This is a genomic window from Candidatus Hydrogenedentota bacterium (assembly GCA_035416745.1).
GTDB lineage: Bacteria > Hydrogenedentota > Hydrogenedentia > Hydrogenedentales > SLHB01 > UBA2224.
Genome location: DAOLNV010000100.1, coordinates 1 through 16562, shown reverse-complemented (window position 1 = coordinate 16562; position 16562 = coordinate 1). Strand labels below are relative to the sequence as shown.

The following is a 16562-nucleotide window of genomic DNA, read 5'->3' as shown; positions in this document are numbered from 1 at the left end:
TTCTTCTTGCAGATGGTGGCAGTCTCAGATTGTAATAAGTCTCGGGATTGGCCTGGATTGTCAATTCGTGGCTGTAAGTGGCAGAGCATACGGGATGTTTGACATGCAAGAGGCCGCAGGTTCGAGGCCCGCGCCGGTCGTCATAAGTCCATGTTAGGCCAATAGTTTACAGAAATGGGCGGTTGGCCATATTGTTCAGAGGTGGGTTGAGATGGAAGAGTCGCCCCGCCGCCGCGCGCGGCCCCGTTCGGCTGGGACCCACGGCGTCTATCGGAAACCCAATCCGAAGGTGCAGACTACCACGCTGTGGGACTTTCCCTCCCAGCAATATGGGGCCGGCACGCAAGGCGATAAAGACTACAAAGGCGCGACCCCTGCCTACGTCATCTGGAACGTGCTGCAGCGCTATACGAAACCCGGCGACTTGGTGATCGACCCTATGTGCGGCAGCGGCACCACGCTCGACGTGGCCGCGGAGCTGGGCCGGCGCGCGCTTGGATTCGACATCGTCCCGTACCGTGACGATATTCAAGAGGCCGACGCTCGGAAGCTGCCTGTCCGAAACAGTCAGGCGGACTTTGTCTTTATCGATCCCCCTTACTCGACGCATATCGAGTATTCCGACGATCCGCGGTGCGTTGGTAAACTCGACGCCGCCGGGCCCGAGTACTACGACGCCATGGCTGTCGTGATCAAGGAAGCCGCCCGGATCCTCAAACCAAACCGCTGCATGGCGCTCTATTGTTCCGACTCGTTCCGCAAGGGCAAGCCGTTCTGTCCCGTCGGCTTCGAACTCTTTGACCTCTTGCGCCAACGTTTCGAGCCGGTCGACATCATCGCCGTCACCCGCCGTAACCGTACGCTTATGCGCCGGCATTACCACACCGAAGCCGAAAAGGGCAACTACTTCCTGCGCGGGTTTAACTATCTCTTCATCATGCGCAATTCGTAGTGTACGCTCGCGCCACACGGTCAGTTTCCCCGCACGAAAGAGTGTGTTCCCGCCAGCCACGCAAAATGGGAGCTTTTCGATAGCCACTGAATGCGGCGCCGCGGCGAAAGCCCCTGTTACCTTGAAGTGCGCCTGCCTTATGCAACAGGCGTCCGCTTACTCGGAAACGTCAACAGGCCAGACCTTGAGCGTCTGTTTCCCTTCGCTGAGACGTGCAAACGGGCCGGGAGAGAGGTTCTCGGCGTCTCGCGGGTTTCCCCAATAGTCTGCATCGATACGCAGCGGGGCGCCGTCCCGGTTTTCGTACGGCAGGCTGGGGATTTGGGCCGTTCCCAGAAGTTCCGTAGTGACCAGAGGGCGGTTCTGCCCGGAGGTCCAGGCCGGGTCGAAAACGCTCTCGAGATACACGCCATCCGCTCGTTCAATCAAGGTGGCTTGCGGGTCGTACTCTTCGCGGATCAGCGGCGCATTCTCGTGTCTTGAAGGCCGTGCGCCTTTTAGAAACACGTTGCCGTTCATGTACACGGGGAGCTGCGCTTCGTCGTAATCGTTCAGGCCGTGAGACCGCACAAACAGGTTGTTGTAGTAGCGGTCGTCGCCGCGCGGGTTGTTGTGCATGCCCGCTAGTTCCGTGGAATGGGCTTTGTGAAAAGGGGTCATGCGGCCATCAAACCCCAGCAGATGGAAATTGCCCGCAAACAGGTTGTGCGCGTATGCGCCGCCTTGCGATACGGAGAGTAGTGAGGTCGTCGACAGGAACAGGTTGTTGTCCACAACGAACGGCCCGTGGTTGACCTCGACAAACAGGTCCTGGCCCAGATTGTCGTGAAACAGGTTCCGGGAGACGCGCGTGCCCTGCGCCATCCAGTCCAGCCAGATGCCCTGGTTACACCGGTAGATGTGATTGTTGCTGATCACCGTGTCAATCGCCCCGTGGAATTTGATCCCCGCCATTTCCGCGCCGCCGAACAGTTGCCGGACATGGATATCGCGGATCGTGTTGCCGGTAACGGTGCTGAAGATGGCGCCCAGGCTTCCGACGATGCCCGATTGCTCGCAGTGCGAAATGGTGTTGTTGCGGACCATGTGGCTGCCGATAGTCTCTTTGTTCCATCCGTTTTCCAGCGCGCGATGGATGGTCTCAACGTAACCTTCGGCGGTATCGGCAGAGGTGTTGTCATACTGGTCGCCGTACTTTCCGAGCGTCAGGCCGGTGCAGACCGAGTAACGGATGGTGTTGTTCTCGATGAGCCACCCTTTGCTCCAATGGGTGCCGATCACCCCGATCTGCTCGGCGGTGGGGGGCGCCCACTGTGTGGCGGCTTGCTCCATCGTGAAGCCTCGCACGGTGAGGTAGTTCACGAACGGTTTGTCTGGATAGAAGACAGCCCGCCGCACGTTGACCTCCACCAGCCGCTCGTTGGGATTCACTCCTTTGAACTGCGCCCAGATCTCGGTGTCTTTTTCGCCCACCTCGGCGTACCACAACTGGACGGATTCGGGAGCAGGTTTCGGCTCGAAGCTCCTGAACACCAGGCACAGGGTCTTGACCCCGCCCAGAGGGCTGACCTTGGCCGTGAAACTCTCCCATGACTGCCAACCGCCCGTGTTTGGAACCGAACACGCGCCGAGCAACTGTCCGTCCTGGGCATCGAGCCGGAGCTCGATGATTCCCCCGCGGCTGGCCGACGCAGCGCGGATCTCGAGCTGCTCGGTGGCGTTTTTGAAATCGACGTTCTGATATGTGACCCAGTGGCCGTCCAGAATGAAGCCGATACACTCTCCCCCTTCCGAACACGGGGCGTTCTGCGTGCCGTTCTTTGCAGCAAAGCCCGTCGCTTGAATGCGCTCGCCATCCGGCGGCCCGTTCAGAGGACGCAGCCACGCCACGTTCAACAGGTATTCGTCGCCCGCGCGGCTCAGCCAGGACGGAACGGTCCCCGCGGGTGCCAGCACCTCGTCCAAGCTGGCCGCTTCGATGAGCCAATGGCCGTCAAGATAGACCGCGCCCGTGTGGTGTACCCGGCCTTTCGGGTTGAACCAGTCGCCGTGAACAGGGTCGGCAAAGGGATTGTAATCGCCGAAGAATGTATTTGGCAGGACCACCTTCCAGGTGTCGTGCTGAACCTTCTCCCAGCCTGCGACGGCCTCCGAGCCCTTGATCTCGACATGCTCACCCGGCGCGGCCTGATAGACGATGCGCTGCGTGTCCGACTCCCCGCCGCGGGGGGGCGTCACGCGTTCGCGGTACACCCCTTCGTGCACGGTGATCACGTCACCGGGTTGCGCGACCCGAGCCGCGGCTGAGATGGTCTTGAACATACTGGAGGCCGTTCCATTGTTGGCGTCGTCGCCGTTGACTGAAACGTGGTATTCCGTCGCTCCGTGGGCCACGGGCAATAACACGACGCCGAAGGCCATACCCAGAACGAGAATCGAGAATGTAAAGCCACGATTCATGGGACGTTTCCTCTCTTGCGCTCGGAGCCACCGTTTCAGGGATTCCGCCTTCACTTGGAAAGCAGGCCCTTGCTGAACCTTGTCCCATTGTAATACAGGCTGCGCCCCATAGCCATACGGCCCGGGCGCGGGGGCTTGAAGATCGCTCTTGTCTCGCTTAGCATGGGCTCGTAACGGTATAACGCAACCATCGCGTGGTGTTAACAGCGCCGCCGGTCAAAAGGATAGGTACCATGCATGCGAACCGCAATGACATGCTGGCCGTCGTCTTCTTCGTCCTCCTAGGCCTGGCCACGACATCGTGGGCGGAAGAGTCCCTGATCGAGGAGTCGCTCGAGCGCCTGCGCCAGAACCCCCCAGCGGCTCCGGACGCCATCGATTTTGTCGTCATTGCCGATTCAAACACCCTCGAGCCTCTTGAGCAGTCCGAGGTATTCAAGCAGTCCATCCGCGAGTTCAACATCCTGCAACCGGATTTTGTGGTGCAGGCGGGCGACATCGTTCTCGGCGGCGCCGCAGAAGGGGTACCGGCGCAATGGGACCTGTTCGAACAGGTCATCGCCGCGTGTGAGCCGCCCTACCTGCCATCGCCCGGAAATCACGACATCAGCGATGAAGCCACCGAGCGCATCTGGCTCGAGCGCATCGGGCCAACCCATTACTCGTTTCGCTGCGGCAATTCCCTGTTCGTGCTCTTGAACAGCGAGGAAGTCGGCGCGGTCGACCGCATTTCGGACGAGCAGGCCGCCTGGTTGAAAGAACAGCTCGATTCGACCGATGCCCAGAACATCTTCGTGTTCCTGCACAAGCCCTACTTCGCCCATGACGGCGATCCTGACGATGCGGAGGCAAGCTGGGAAAAACATTGGGGCAATGTGGCGCCGCTGTTTCGCGGGCATCCGGTCCGGGCCGTTTTCGCGGGACACGAGCACGTCTACCGGGATTGCGGGGTCCGCGATGGCGTGCGTTACGTCATTTGCGGCGGCGCGTCGGTTTACGGGATGCGCGGCGCCGCGGAAGAGGGCAATTTCAACCATTATCTACTGGTGCGCGTGCGAGGGGAACAATTCTCGTGGGCCGTTATTAGACCCGGCGCTATCCTTGCCGAGGATTCCGTCACCAGCGACCGTATGGACGAACTCTATAACATCCGCAACAAATGGATTGCCGCCGGGGAAGTGCCCGTGCCGCTCGGCAGCCCTGCGAACCAGGACATCGAGATCACCATCAAGAACCCGCATGATGCCCCTCTGAAGTCCTCGATAGCGTGGGAACCAGCGCCGGGGTGGACGGTGTCGCCGGTGGAAGCGGCGTATGAGGCGCCTGCCCGAGACGCTGCCGTGCTGGCGTTTCACGTGGAGGCAGATGGTCCGCAAGGGGCCCGTTTCCCCGTGCCCTCGTTTCGTACCCGGTACGCCCTGACCCAGCACGGCCCCGCCGTGGACGTGGTGCAGGACCTGAAGTTCGTGCCAGTGCTCGAGGCCCGGCGCGCGAAGGCCCGGCCTGCGATTGATGGCAAGCTCGACGAGTGGGGCAATGCCCAGATGATGCCCCTTGTCTATCCCGTTGGGTTCGATGCCCGGGACACGGACGATCTCTCGAGCCAACTGGGGTTCCTCTGGGATGACGGTTTCCTGTACATGGCGGTCAAGACCCACGACAACGAATTTCATCAACCCTACGCCGGTGACATCGTATGGTCGGCCGACAACGTCGAACTGTTTCTCGACGGCTGGAGCTGGGGACTTACTCTCACGGAAAAGGGCCCTGAAGTTTTTCTGTACTGGGGCGTGGATGTGTCGGGCGAAACGGTGAATACCGACGTCCGGCTCGCCGTGACGCGCGCGGGCGCCGAGGTCGTTTACGAGGCGGCGTTTCCCCAGTCTCACCTGAAGCCTTTGACGCTCGCCGCCAGTAAGAGTTTCCGGTTCAATATGCTCATGAACGACCTTGACCCTTCGGGACCCCAGAAGAAAAGGCATTGGCTGCAACTGGTCCCCGAAAGCGGCTCGGAAGGAAGCCGCCCCCGCGTCGAGGTTGTGCTCATAAAATGACGCCGACTCCCCACCACCAGACTGCGCGTCTGCCCCGGCCTGCGCCCCTTATGGGACCGGCGCCTTCGCCGGTCACAGTAGTGTGGGCTTCCAGCCCGCCCTTGTGGGACCGGTGCCCTCCCCGGTCATGCCAGCCCAAGTGGCTTTGGCGCGGGTGAACATTCTCTCCACAAGGCTCCTCTCTTGCGCGCCGCGCGAATCCCTATTCATGAGCCACCGTCCAAACGAGCCCACCGATTCCTGACGTTTTGCCTGATTTTCGCGGTTTTTACACGGCACAAAGGCCGGATAAACTACTTGAACCGGGTCCGGAGATGGTTCCCGATCCGAACGTAAGAGCCCCCAAATCAATAAGTTAATGTCAGACCTTACCTGCACCGGCAGTCTTCCTCTCTGGAGGCACGTGTTTTGCTACTAGAACACTATCCGACACCCACGTGCTCGTGCGGGGAGAGCCGGGAACTTGCCTCGGCTGAACTGATGCCGCAGCCGGCTTCTGCGGGCCGGCGCGCATGCCGAGGCGGAAATGGCGCCAATTCTATTAGGGGAGGAAAGAAGATGAGGAAGCTTGCGATAGTCTGCCTTGGAGTAGTGGTGGCCGCGGCGTTGCTAACGTCGGTATCGAGCGTATTGGCGGCCAAGCCGATGGATGTGATCGCCCGGAGCAACGGTTTTCCGAGCGGCGCACACTTCAACCTCAACATTCATGGCAAGAAGGATGGCTTCGTGGCCGATCCGACGGCGATAGGGGGTTGCTCCGTATTCATCAGCGAATACGGCCAGTCCACCATCAGCTATGTGTCCAACAAGAGATCGTCGGTCACAGAGCTCATTGCTCTGGACCCCTACGCAGAAGCATTTGACGGAGACCCGGCACTGGTGCAGTTGCCGAGCGACCCGCAAGGGTATTACGTCTTTGCGCGAATCGTGGCCAAACCGGGCAACGGCTCTACTGACGGAGAGCCCAGCTCGATCATTCTCGTGCCGGACCCTGTCCTCCAAGCCTGCAACGATGACCCTCTCAACCCGGATCCCAACTTCGGCAGCTACACAGACTGCGACGATGCCCTCTGGGCTCTGGGACTGGTGACAACGCAAGGCGTCTACGAGGCAACGGAGGCCGAGTTTGTGCGCTTTGCCAGCGACACGACCACCGGTAAGGGAAGATCCATGGGCACGGACATCACGGGGCTTTTCCTGTGGTCCGGCTGGGTTTGCGATGCGTCGTTGGACGTGAGCGGACCCGAGGGCGTTCCGGACGGCGTGATCAACCAGTACGACGTGCCGATCGAGTACGACCTCATCGCCAATGGCGGCAATGGCAACGGCTTCATTGACCAGGCTGAGATGGATGCCTGGTTAGCCGATGCGGCCGAGGCCGGGCTTGCCGTCTACTACGAGAACGAATGGGTCTTCAACATCGCTGACCTCGTGATCCAGGATCAGAGCCTTCAAAACGACGGCACAAAACTGTTACAGATCCGATTCTACCCAGTGTCCACCACGGAGTTCGTGCGTTAAAGCCTGACCGGTGCTGACTCTTGCCGCGTTCGCAGAAGCGGCGGAGAACGTAAGACGAAGTTTGAAGATTTGCACACGTGCCGCCGGAGAAGCCCTCGCCGGGTTTCACCGGCGGCCCCTTCTTCAAAAAAGGCATTCCCGAAGTACTGCTTGACGACACGGCGTTGGATGGCATACCAATCGTGTTGGCTGCGATGACTTGTTCTTGCAACGTCTCTCCGAAAAGGACGTATGGGGCGATGCGGGCCATAGAGTGTCGTGCCCGGAAGTGCTTGGGCTGGCACAGCTCATACCGCTTACTCTCATCGTGTTCGCCGTCGCCCGAGGCCGCTTCTTCACCAGCCGGTCACAAAGCATCAAGACTGGAGGCTTGATAGTCTGGTCTCCCAACGCCTTCACTACGCTTCTCCCGCGTACTCGGGCTTTCTAAGACCGAGAGTATCACTCCGTTACGAGTTCCGCTGCGGGTTCTTGGCGCGCATTCCAAGGCCCTTTTGAGCAGAAACGCCCCTGCACGCGAATTCAGCATACGTCCGTGTCATCTATCTTCGTGCCGGGGGCGAGGTCACATTGTGCCACGGCTATGAATTCCGTGCCGAAGCTCCGCGAAGATTCTCCGCTACGTGTTTCCGTTGGCACGTTTGGGACCTGGTTCCAGCATGGAACTGCGGCAAACAGCGTGGGGGCCATGGCATGAAGAAGTTCTTGATGCTCGGCGTGGGAGTGGTGTTCATACTGCTGCTGGCGACGGGATGTCCCCCGCAGTACGTGCTGACCCTGAATGTGGTAGGCCAGGGGGGACGTATCGCTGAACCCTGTCGGCGGAACCTACAACGCCGACACGCAAGTCACCTTGGATGTTACTGCCGAAACGGGCTGGCATTCTGAGGAGTGGCAAGGCGACGCCAGGGCACGATTTTCCCAATCGTCATCACTATGAACAGTGACAAAATCGTAACCGCGCTATTCGAAGAGCTAAGACGATTGCCTGACATTCACTCGATTCGGTCGTGCTTCTCCAGATTGTGTTTGCCGCACAGAAGCTGGATGTTATCTGGAGTTTCCGAAGACCCACCCCTCGACCATGGTATAATGTGGTCGAAGTGCAAGTCATCTTCGGACCCGCATTTGGTACACTTGCCACCGTCTCGTCTCCACACTTCCACCTTGACCCACGTCGGTATGATTCGACGTGATTTTGGGCGGGACGGAACTGGGACAGAAAAGTCCTCCTCTCCTTCCACCGCGACAAGCTTGAATTTGAAAACCTTTCGACCCTCGTCTTCTTCTTGCCAAGAATCAACGAGGTGGAATATTCCATTGTATGACCAGATGCCTTGTTTAATTTTCTCGTAAACACGAACACGTTCGGGTTGCTGTCCCTCCGTTTGGTTCTATATGATCCTCCGCAATGAGTTCCGCAAACTGGACTGTCATTCACCGGGAATCGCGCCGTCAAATGCTCAAGGCTTTTATTTTCGACATGGATGGGACGCTTCTGGACTCGGAAATCCTCTGGGTCGAGGCGGTTGAGAAGCACCTGAACGATTCCGGGTTCCCATTGCCGCGGGAAGAGGCCATTGATATCGTCTACGGCGTTTCGTGGTGCGACGTCTATGCGGAAATCCGCCGCCGGTTTCCCGGATTCGGCCTTGGTTACCCGCAATTCGTGTCCGCGATCGGCCCGATTTTCACGCGGTTGCGCCACAGACGCGACATCCGCATCCACAGCTCGATCAACCTGCTGCGAAAGCTCGCCCGCGAATATCCCGTGTGCATCGTCTCGGGGTCAAGCACGGACGGCGTCAACGAGGGCATCGACGCCATGGGTATCCGGCAGGATATCCGGTTTTTCTTGGCTGCGGAGGACTATTCGCCTGGGAAACCCGATCCCACATGTTTCGTGATGGCGGCCGAGCGCCTCGAAGTCCCTCCTGCCCGGTGCCTGGTCTTCGAGGATTCGCGGGTCGGCGTGCAGGCCGCGAAGGCGGCTGGCATGCACTGCGTCGCCCTATCGAGGCCTGATCGGCCTGTGCAGGACGTGTCACTGGCGGATCTGGTACTCGCGGACCTGGGCGAGTTCTCGGTTGACGACTACCTCTCGGGTGCAATACGGTGAGACGCACGCCGCGGTTGGGCATACGAGGGAAGACAATCAACGGACGGGATGGTGCATTAGCCTGAGATGATGTCAAACGTTCTGCGAAAAGCGCCCTTATTACCATTGTTCACGGCGTTATCATGCCTGGCGCTGTGGGGTTCGGCCGCGGCTGAGGAGCAGACGTGGAACCTTGTTCAGAAGCGCCTCGAAAACGGCCTTACTGTCGTCACCCACGAAGATTTCTCGAATCCCAAGGTTTCCGTCCAGGTGTGGTACCACGTGGGGTCCAAGGATGAACCCGAGACGCGACAGGGAATGGCGCATCTGGTCGAGCATCTCATGTTTCGCGGCAGCGCCGCGGTTGCGGACTACCAGCACGGCGACCTCATCTACGCCGTCGGCGGCGATAACAACGCCTACACCTATTTCGACCACACCGCGTATGTCAACACCGTTCCGGCAGGACAGCTGGACCTTGCGCTATGGCTCGAGGCCGAGCGCATGGCCTTTCTCGATGTTCGCGATGAGGCCTTCGAGACCGAGCGCAACATCGTCGAAGAGGAGCGCCGGACCGCCAACCTCAACACGCCCTACGGTACGCTTCCCGAGAGGGTCATGGCCGAGCTCTTCCAACAGCATCCCTACCGCTGGCTGCCCATCGGCAAGATCGCATACTTGCGCGCCGCGACCCCCGGTGACCTCCGCCGGTTCTGGGACACGTACTACGTGCCGAACAATGCAACGCTCGTAATTGCCGGCGCCGTCACCCACGAAGACGCGTTTGCGGCGGCCGAGCGGTTTTTCGGCTGGCTCCCCATGGCGCCTGACCCGCCACGTGTTCGCGTCGAGGAGCCGGCCCAGGCCGGCGAACGTTCTCTGGTGCTCCCTGAACGGCTTGGCCCCGTGCCGCTCGCCGGCTACATCTTCCGCACCGTGCCCGCCAGGCATCCCGACGCGATTCCCCTGCGAATGGTATTGTGGATCCTCGCGCAGGGCGAAGACAGCCGGATTTACCGCGACATCGTGCGCGACCGCAGCCTCTGTGTGATGCTCCTAACCCAGGATTTCTGTCTCGAACAAGACGGCGTCGCGGGGTTTGTAGGGGCGCTGCATCCTGTGCGGTACTACTTGGGCAAGCTCAACCCGCTTGGGCAGCCCGGTTCGGCCATCTTCCGCGCCTTCGACCATCACATCACCCGCTTCCAACTGGAAGGGCCGACGCCCGACGAACTCGCAAAAGCGAAGTTCCGGTTCCGGCGCATGGCCGTCTCTGGATGCACTATCGTCACTGAGCGGGCATGGAAGTTCGGCGAAGCGTCCATTCTCTACGGTGACCCCGCATGGGTGAACCGCGAAGCCGCCATGGTTGAGTCCGTCACGGCCGAAGACTTGCGCCGCGTAGCGTCTACGTACTTGGTCCCCGAACGGCGTACGCGTGTAACGGTGCTGCCCGACAAACAGTTCGACTACAATCCCGGCGCGACGGAGGACCTTTCTGCGTCGCCGTTCGCCGAAACGTCGTGGTGCAAAGCCATGTGGGAACGGCCCGCCGCGTTTCCTGCCACCCCGCCGGTTCATGCTCCGGCGCCCGTGGCCCCGGCCATCGTGTCTCACGAGCGTGTCCTGGCTAACGGCCTGAAGGTGGTCGTGTTGCCTGACAGCGAATCGCCTCTCTTTCTCGCCGCGATGGGTTTTCGGGAGGGGCCATGGGCCGAACCCAGGCCCGGCGCGACAAGCCTTGCCCTGAAAACGTTGCGCAAGGGTACGGAGAGTCACACCGCCGAAGAGATCGCCCGTCTTATCGAGCAGAACGCGCTGATGGTCCAGGAGGTATCCGTAATGGACGGCGCTATGCTCGCTGTCAGCGGACTCACCGAGACCAGGAGCGACTGCTTGGACCTGTTGGCCGAGTTGGTGATGGTCCCCGTCTTCCCTCGCAAGGAATTGCGCATGCTCAAGCGGCGGGAAAGAGTCATGCTGCGCTATTCTGAGACCGACCCTGCTTACCGCGCCAACCTCGAACTGCGCCACCGCCTCTTCCAGACCCATCCCTATGCGAGGCCCGCTACCGGCGGACCGAAAGACGTCCGCAACTTGTCCCGGGACGACCTCGCCCTGTGGTGGCAGACGATTGCCCGGCCGGACGCCGCCGTGCTGTACCTGGGCGGCGACTGCAGCGCTGACCAGGCATTCCAATGGGCGGAACAAGCCTTCGGCGATTGGGCGCGTGGTTCTGACGTCAAAGCGGTGACGCTTCCCGATGCGCCCGAAGCCGAACCAACCCGCGTCTACCTCGCCGATGTGCCGGGAGCGGTCCAGAGCCAGATCCGTGTCGGCCAGGTGTCGCTTGCGCCCGATGACCCCGATTACTTCGCGGCGAAGGTGTTCAGCGAGGTGTACGGGGGGTCGTTCGGCAGCCGGCTCAACATGGCCCTCCGCGGCGAGCAGGGCCGCACCTATGGGGCCTACGGAGGGTTCACTTTCCAGAGATGCGCGGGATACCTCGACAGCAGTGTCTCGACGCAAACGGAACAGACCGCCGAGGCCCTTAAGTCGGTGCTTGACGTGCTCAATGGCATGCGTACTGCGCCGCCATCTTCCCAAGAACTCGAGCGGGCGCGGTCCCACCTCATCGGCAGCGCGGTGCTGCAGCTCGAAACGTTCGTCGATTCGGCAAACTTCCTGTGGTACCTCGAGTTCATGGGTTTTGCCTCGGACCACCTTGCCCGTTCCCTCGAAGCCTATGCAACGGTGACTCCCGAAGACATCCAGCGTGTCGCGCGCGAGCACATCGACCCCAATCGCCTCACGGTGGTTGTCGTGGGGGATGCCAGAGAGGTCGAGTCTGGTCTGCAAGCGTTCGCACCCGTTATCCCCGCTAAATGAACGCGTTGCGAAACGGTACGCAACGCATTGCTGCGTTGCAATATTGAGCACCCCCCGCGCGTGACTCAAATCTTGGCTGCCTCGTGCGCCTATCCCTAAACCATTGGCCCATAATAATTTGCATGCATGAATCCTCGGTTTCTCAACGTTGGCCCCAGAATTGCTCATGAACTCCCCGAGGAACAATCGGGATATACACTAGAGCGCTCATAGATGGGATGTGCGTACGCTCATGCTGGCAACAGGGCCAACAGCGGCCGGCTAACCGGAAGGGGCGCGTGTCGACGCGCGTATGTAATGACGACAGATCGTAGTCAAATACGGGAAATTACCCTTGCGCGGAATAAACCGGTCCTCCGGCGCATTCCATAATGGTTTGGTTAGTTGGCCGGCGCTTATCCGGCCCGGCGAACGTGGCAAGTTTCTCCGGAAAGGAGTTCAAGATATGTTGGTACCCATACTGAGAATAGGCGCGGCTGTGGCGATAGGCGCGGGACTAGGCGCCGTTTTGGGCAGCACCCGGTCCTGCGAGACCGGCGGATGCCCTTTGACGGCCAATCCGCGGCGCGGCGCTCTCTATGGCGGGCTGATGGGCTTGTTGATCGCCTTCAGCTTCGCGACGCCTTCGGGACCGGTAATTGAAGCGGACTCGGGCATCGTCGAAGTGACGTCCGCGCAACAGTTCAATGAACGCGTGAGCCAGTCGTCCAAACCGGTGGTCGCCTATTTCCACGCACCGTGGTGTGGCGTGTGCCGTGAGGTCGGACCCACCATAAACGAAATGTCCCGTGACCACGGCCAGGAAGCGATGTTTCTGGGCCTCAACACGGATGAGAATCCCGATCTGGCGCAAGAGTTCGCGGTCCAATACCTCCCCACGACGATCGTGTTCCGCGGCGGGCGCGAGGAAGCCCGTTTTGTGGGCGCGTTCGACAGCAGGCACTTGCTGGAATTGCTCCAGCCCGAACAAACCGCAAGCCGGTCCACCCTGACATCCCCTCACTAACCTCCCCACCGGCTTTGTGGTAATGTGAAGGCGGGACCTCTCCCTGGGTCCCGCCTTTCTCATACCTGGAGGACGCGGAATGCAACCGGTTTTTCGAGGTGCGTGCGTGGTGTGCATTGTCTTGTTGGCGGCGTCGGCGCAAAATACTTCTACTGATTCGCGGCACGTCGACCAGTCGGCCCGTTGGCAACGCACCGGGCGGAACGTGTTGTGGGGATTCACGAACATGTACCACCCCACGGTGCTGCAGGTGGAAGACCCGGCGTATCCGTTCCGCATGTGGTTCATGGGGTGGGCCGCGGACGACTCGAATTCCCGTTTCCCGGGATGCGACGCCATCTTTCATGCGCGAGGAAAGGACCTCGATTCGTGGGAAGTGTATGCGGGTGACCAGAACTGGGACGCAACCATGGACCCGAAGCGGTGGGTCCCGGTCATCACCGCGCGAGACAAGCCCTATGACGCCTGGCATAACGGCGACCCCTCCGTGGTGCGCAAGGACGGCCGGTACTACATGGCCTATTCGTCAACGGGGCCGGACGAGGACGGGCTGTTATTTGGGCACGCGGGTGATAGCGACGGCGACCTTATGTGCGTCATGGGCGCAGCGTCGGACGACGGTATCCACTGGCAGCGGACCGAGAAACCCTTGCTTATCTACGAGCCCGAGATCGGCAAGGCGGGCGACCCCCAATCGGACGCCGTGCTCCACGGCATGTATCACCGCCCTTCGCTACTGTTTGACGGGGGCAGGTGGCGTCTCTGGTTCGATTACTGGACCTCCAGCGGCGTGGCGACGGGATATGCCGAGGCCGCGGAAGACGCGTTCATGCAGAGTGGGTTCCGCGTGCTGCGGGCGGGGGACAGTCCGGTCATTCCGGAGTGGCCGAATCCCGATATCATCAAGCTCGACGGCAAATACCGGGCCTTCGCGGACCCTTCGGGCTATGGAGAGGGCTGGGCGGGGCGTCAATTGGCCGAGGCGATCTCCGGCGATGGCCTGAATTGGCAGATGCTCGGGTGGATACCGCCCGACTCCGATACGCCCGCGTGCCACGTTCCGGCCGCGACCGTTGTCGAGCAGGCGGGCAGCCGGTGGCTGGTGGTTTTCTACGCGTGCCAAATCGGCGGCAGCCCGGAATACAACTACCGTTACGATCGGATCCGCTACATGAAACAACCTATTGAAAAGACAAACGCGGACTTTGCGGACGCCACGTGGACCCTCGTGACCAAAGAGGCGGCGTTCAGCCCCCGCGATACGGCAGAAGATGTGGTGTACGACGGGAAAATGTGGCTGAGCAACGGGTGGTACCACAACAACGTATTGTCGCGAGATCTCTGGGTCTCGACGGACGGCGCGACTTGGACCCTGGTCAACAGCGCGACGCCCTATGACGCTTACAGCGAGATGGTGGTGTACGACGGGAAGATGTGGGCCATCAAAGGCTCAGTGTGGGCCTCGACCGACGGCATTGACTGGACGCAGGTAGCCAAAGAGACTGCATTCGGCGTACGCGGCTACGGCGAAGTGGTGGTTCACGGCGGCAAAATGTGGCATCTCGGCTGCGGCGCGGACGTGTGGTGGACCACAGACGGCGTCAACTGGACCTGCGCCACGGAAAACGCTCCGTACGGCAACCGGGCCGCGAGCGCCGTGGCCGTCTACGACGGGAAGCTGTGGCTGATGGGCGGGTATACCCAAGAGGCGAACGAGCCCCCGGAGAAGAACTATCCTCAATTCACTACGCACAACGACGTGTGGGTCTCGACGGATGGCGCGGCGTGGGACCGCGTGCTTGAGAACGCGCCGTGGATGCCGCGAATGTGGTCCATCGCGAAACCGTGCGCCGGCGAATTGTGGCTCATTGGCGGATTCGATAATGTCAACGGCAAGAATTTCGGCGACGTCTGGCACACGCGCGACGGAAAGGAATGGGTCCGACTGGAGGCCAAGACCGGTTTCACGCCGCGTCACGAACCCACCTGTTACGTCTACAACGGCAGTCTCTGGGTCGTGGCCGGCAACACTTGGCCCGTAGTGAACGACGCGTGGCGGTTGACATTCGGCGGCGGGGGATGACCCGCGAACAGGTGCGCGCCGATCATTGGCGGGGAGCTATCCCGGCCTCGATGCGCATGAAGCCAGCCAGGGGGCACGACACGCTGGTGAGATATACCGGGTTCTGGCGGTGGTTGCCGTCAGGATGCATGCATTCCCATGGCGAGCCGAAGCCGGGCCCCTTGCGGAAATCGCCCTCACGCAGTTCGGCAACGTAGTCGCCGGCCAGTCGCGCCGCGATGGTCGGGTCCACTTTGGCGATGGCATATGCGACCCATCCTACCGGCGTGCCCCAGTAGGCGCCGTTTTGATAGGTGTTCTTCGCGGGCAGGGCTTTTTCCCACACCGTTGTTTCGCTGAAGTCGTCGGTGGTTCGCACGTGGCGTATGTTGCTCCGCCATGCAATCGTGCCGGATTCGTAAGCTCGGGCGAGGGCCTCGCACGCGGCCCGCTCCTTTTCGGGAGACAAAGCGCCAACATAGACGGCATAGGCAGTCCCCCACACGTCCGGTTGCGCGCTCAGGCCCGTGGAAGCCCGGAGCAGACCGTCCACGGCCGGGAACGCAGCGTCGATGGCCTGCTTCAGCACGCGGGCGCGGGCCTCGTATTTTTCGGCCGTTGCCCCGTCGCCGGTCTTGGCCAAAAGGTTGGCCAGCTGCCGGGCTGCCTGATATTTCAGCACCGAGCAGAACAGGAGGCCGCCAGTGTGCGTCACCGTGTCGACGAATCCGAAGGTGACACCGCGGTTCTGGAGTTCGGCATACACCAGGCCCGTATCCGGCCGGGATGGCGGCATGGCGTAGGCCTCTTCAAGCCGTTGTATGAGGCGCTTCCCGCGCACTTCCTGGGATAATATGGCTGTGTCCCCCGTGGTTTCGACGTAATAGGCGGCCATGAGTACGAAGAAATAATGGTCGTCCAACGCGGGGAGGAGCCCCCAGCGTTCGCCCCCTTGGCCTTCGAAGTCCTCGAGAGTGCCGGGGTAGAAGATGGGTTTATCGCTGAAACTAATGTGGTCGGCGATGGACCCCGGTGGAACGCAGCTTCCGCTTGGAAGGTCCCAGCGCTCATCCTGCTGATGCCGGGCCGTCAGGAGTAGCATGTGGCGCTGTTCCTCCGGCGTGACCATGCCGCAGTCAAGGGACATGGCGTAATCGCGGATCCAGAACGCGGGGTAGCAGTCGCGCCCCCCGGGGCGAATCACCGTGCCGCCCGTTACGTTGGGCCCGATATTGCCAACCTTCGCGCCGGTGCCGACGCGCGAGGCGTCCATCACGGCTGCGGTAAGCTCCCGCAGATAGGTCATGTCGTTGGGGTCGAGAATTGGTTCCGCCGCGGCCATAAGCCTCCATACTCCCGCGACCATCAGAAGGCAGGCAAGTGCACGATTCATGGTCATTCTCCCTGACCGGATTGTAGCGCATGCGCATCTGGAATTCCCATTCCAGAGGGCGATCTTTTCGCATGTCTAACCCAGCGGATATGCTATGATAGCGGTGGTGGAATGGGCTCGGGAGGCA

General features: G+C 60.9%; 9 protein-coding genes. 7 read left to right on the top strand and 2 right to left on the bottom strand.

Going from position 1 to position 16562, the window contains the following annotated elements:
• Nucleotides 1-211: 211 nt before the first annotated feature.
• Nucleotides 212-952: a DNA methyltransferase gene (locus PLJ71_20065; protein HQM50988.1), complete on the top strand. Its 741-nt coding sequence runs from the start codon at nucleotides 212-214 to the stop codon at nucleotides 950-952.
• A 156-nt stretch (nucleotides 953-1108) separates the two neighbouring features.
• Here the strand turns inward: PLJ71_20065 and PLJ71_20060 are convergent, their stop codons facing one another.
• Nucleotides 1109-3412 (bottom strand): carbohydrate-binding protein, encoded by a 2304-nt coding sequence (locus PLJ71_20060; protein HQM50987.1) that lies wholly within the window; start codon nucleotides 3410-3412, stop codon nucleotides 1109-1111.
• Nucleotides 3413-3645: 233 nt separating this feature from the next.
• On the opposite strand from PLJ71_20060, the gene PLJ71_20055 reads away from it, so the two are divergent.
• From PLJ71_20055 to PLJ71_20030, 6 genes are all read left to right on the top strand, one after another.
• The gene (locus tag PLJ71_20055) at nucleotides 3646-5466 is read left to right on the top strand and encodes a metallophosphoesterase (GenBank protein ID HQM50986.1); all 1821 of its coding nucleotides are present in this window, start codon (nucleotides 3646-3648) and stop codon (nucleotides 5464-5466) included.
• A 558-nt stretch (nucleotides 5467-6024) separates the two neighbouring features.
• A complete protein-coding gene (locus PLJ71_20050; GenBank protein HQM50985.1) occupies nucleotides 6025-6987 on the top strand; it encodes a hypothetical protein in 963 nt (320 codons plus the stop codon).
• Between the two features lie 1411 nt (nucleotides 6988-8398).
• Nucleotides 8399-9106, top strand: a complete 708-nt coding sequence (locus PLJ71_20045) for an HAD family phosphatase (protein ID HQM50984.1) — start codon at nucleotides 8399-8401, stop codon at nucleotides 9104-9106.
• A 66-nt stretch (nucleotides 9107-9172) separates the two neighbouring features.
• Nucleotides 9173-11974, top strand: a complete 2802-nt coding sequence (locus PLJ71_20040; protein ID HQM50983.1) for a pitrilysin family protein — start codon at nucleotides 9173-9175, stop codon at nucleotides 11972-11974.
• Nucleotides 11975-12419: 445 nt separating this feature from the next.
• A complete protein-coding gene (locus PLJ71_20035; GenBank protein HQM50982.1) occupies nucleotides 12420-12980 on the top strand; it encodes a DUF6132 family protein in 561 nt (186 codons plus the stop codon).
• Between the two features lie 226 nt (nucleotides 12981-13206).
• Complete coding sequence (locus PLJ71_20030; GenBank protein ID HQM50981.1) at nucleotides 13207-15063, top strand: hypothetical protein; 1857 nt, start codon at nucleotides 13207-13209, stop codon at nucleotides 15061-15063.
• Between the two features lie 22 nt (nucleotides 15064-15085).
• Here PLJ71_20030 and PLJ71_20025 read toward each other — a convergent pair whose 3' ends face one another.
• Nucleotides 15086-16435, bottom strand: coding sequence for a hypothetical protein (locus tag PLJ71_20025; protein HQM50980.1), 1350 nt, complete (start codon nucleotides 16433-16435; stop codon nucleotides 15086-15088).
• Nucleotides 16436-16562: the final 127 nt, after the last annotated feature.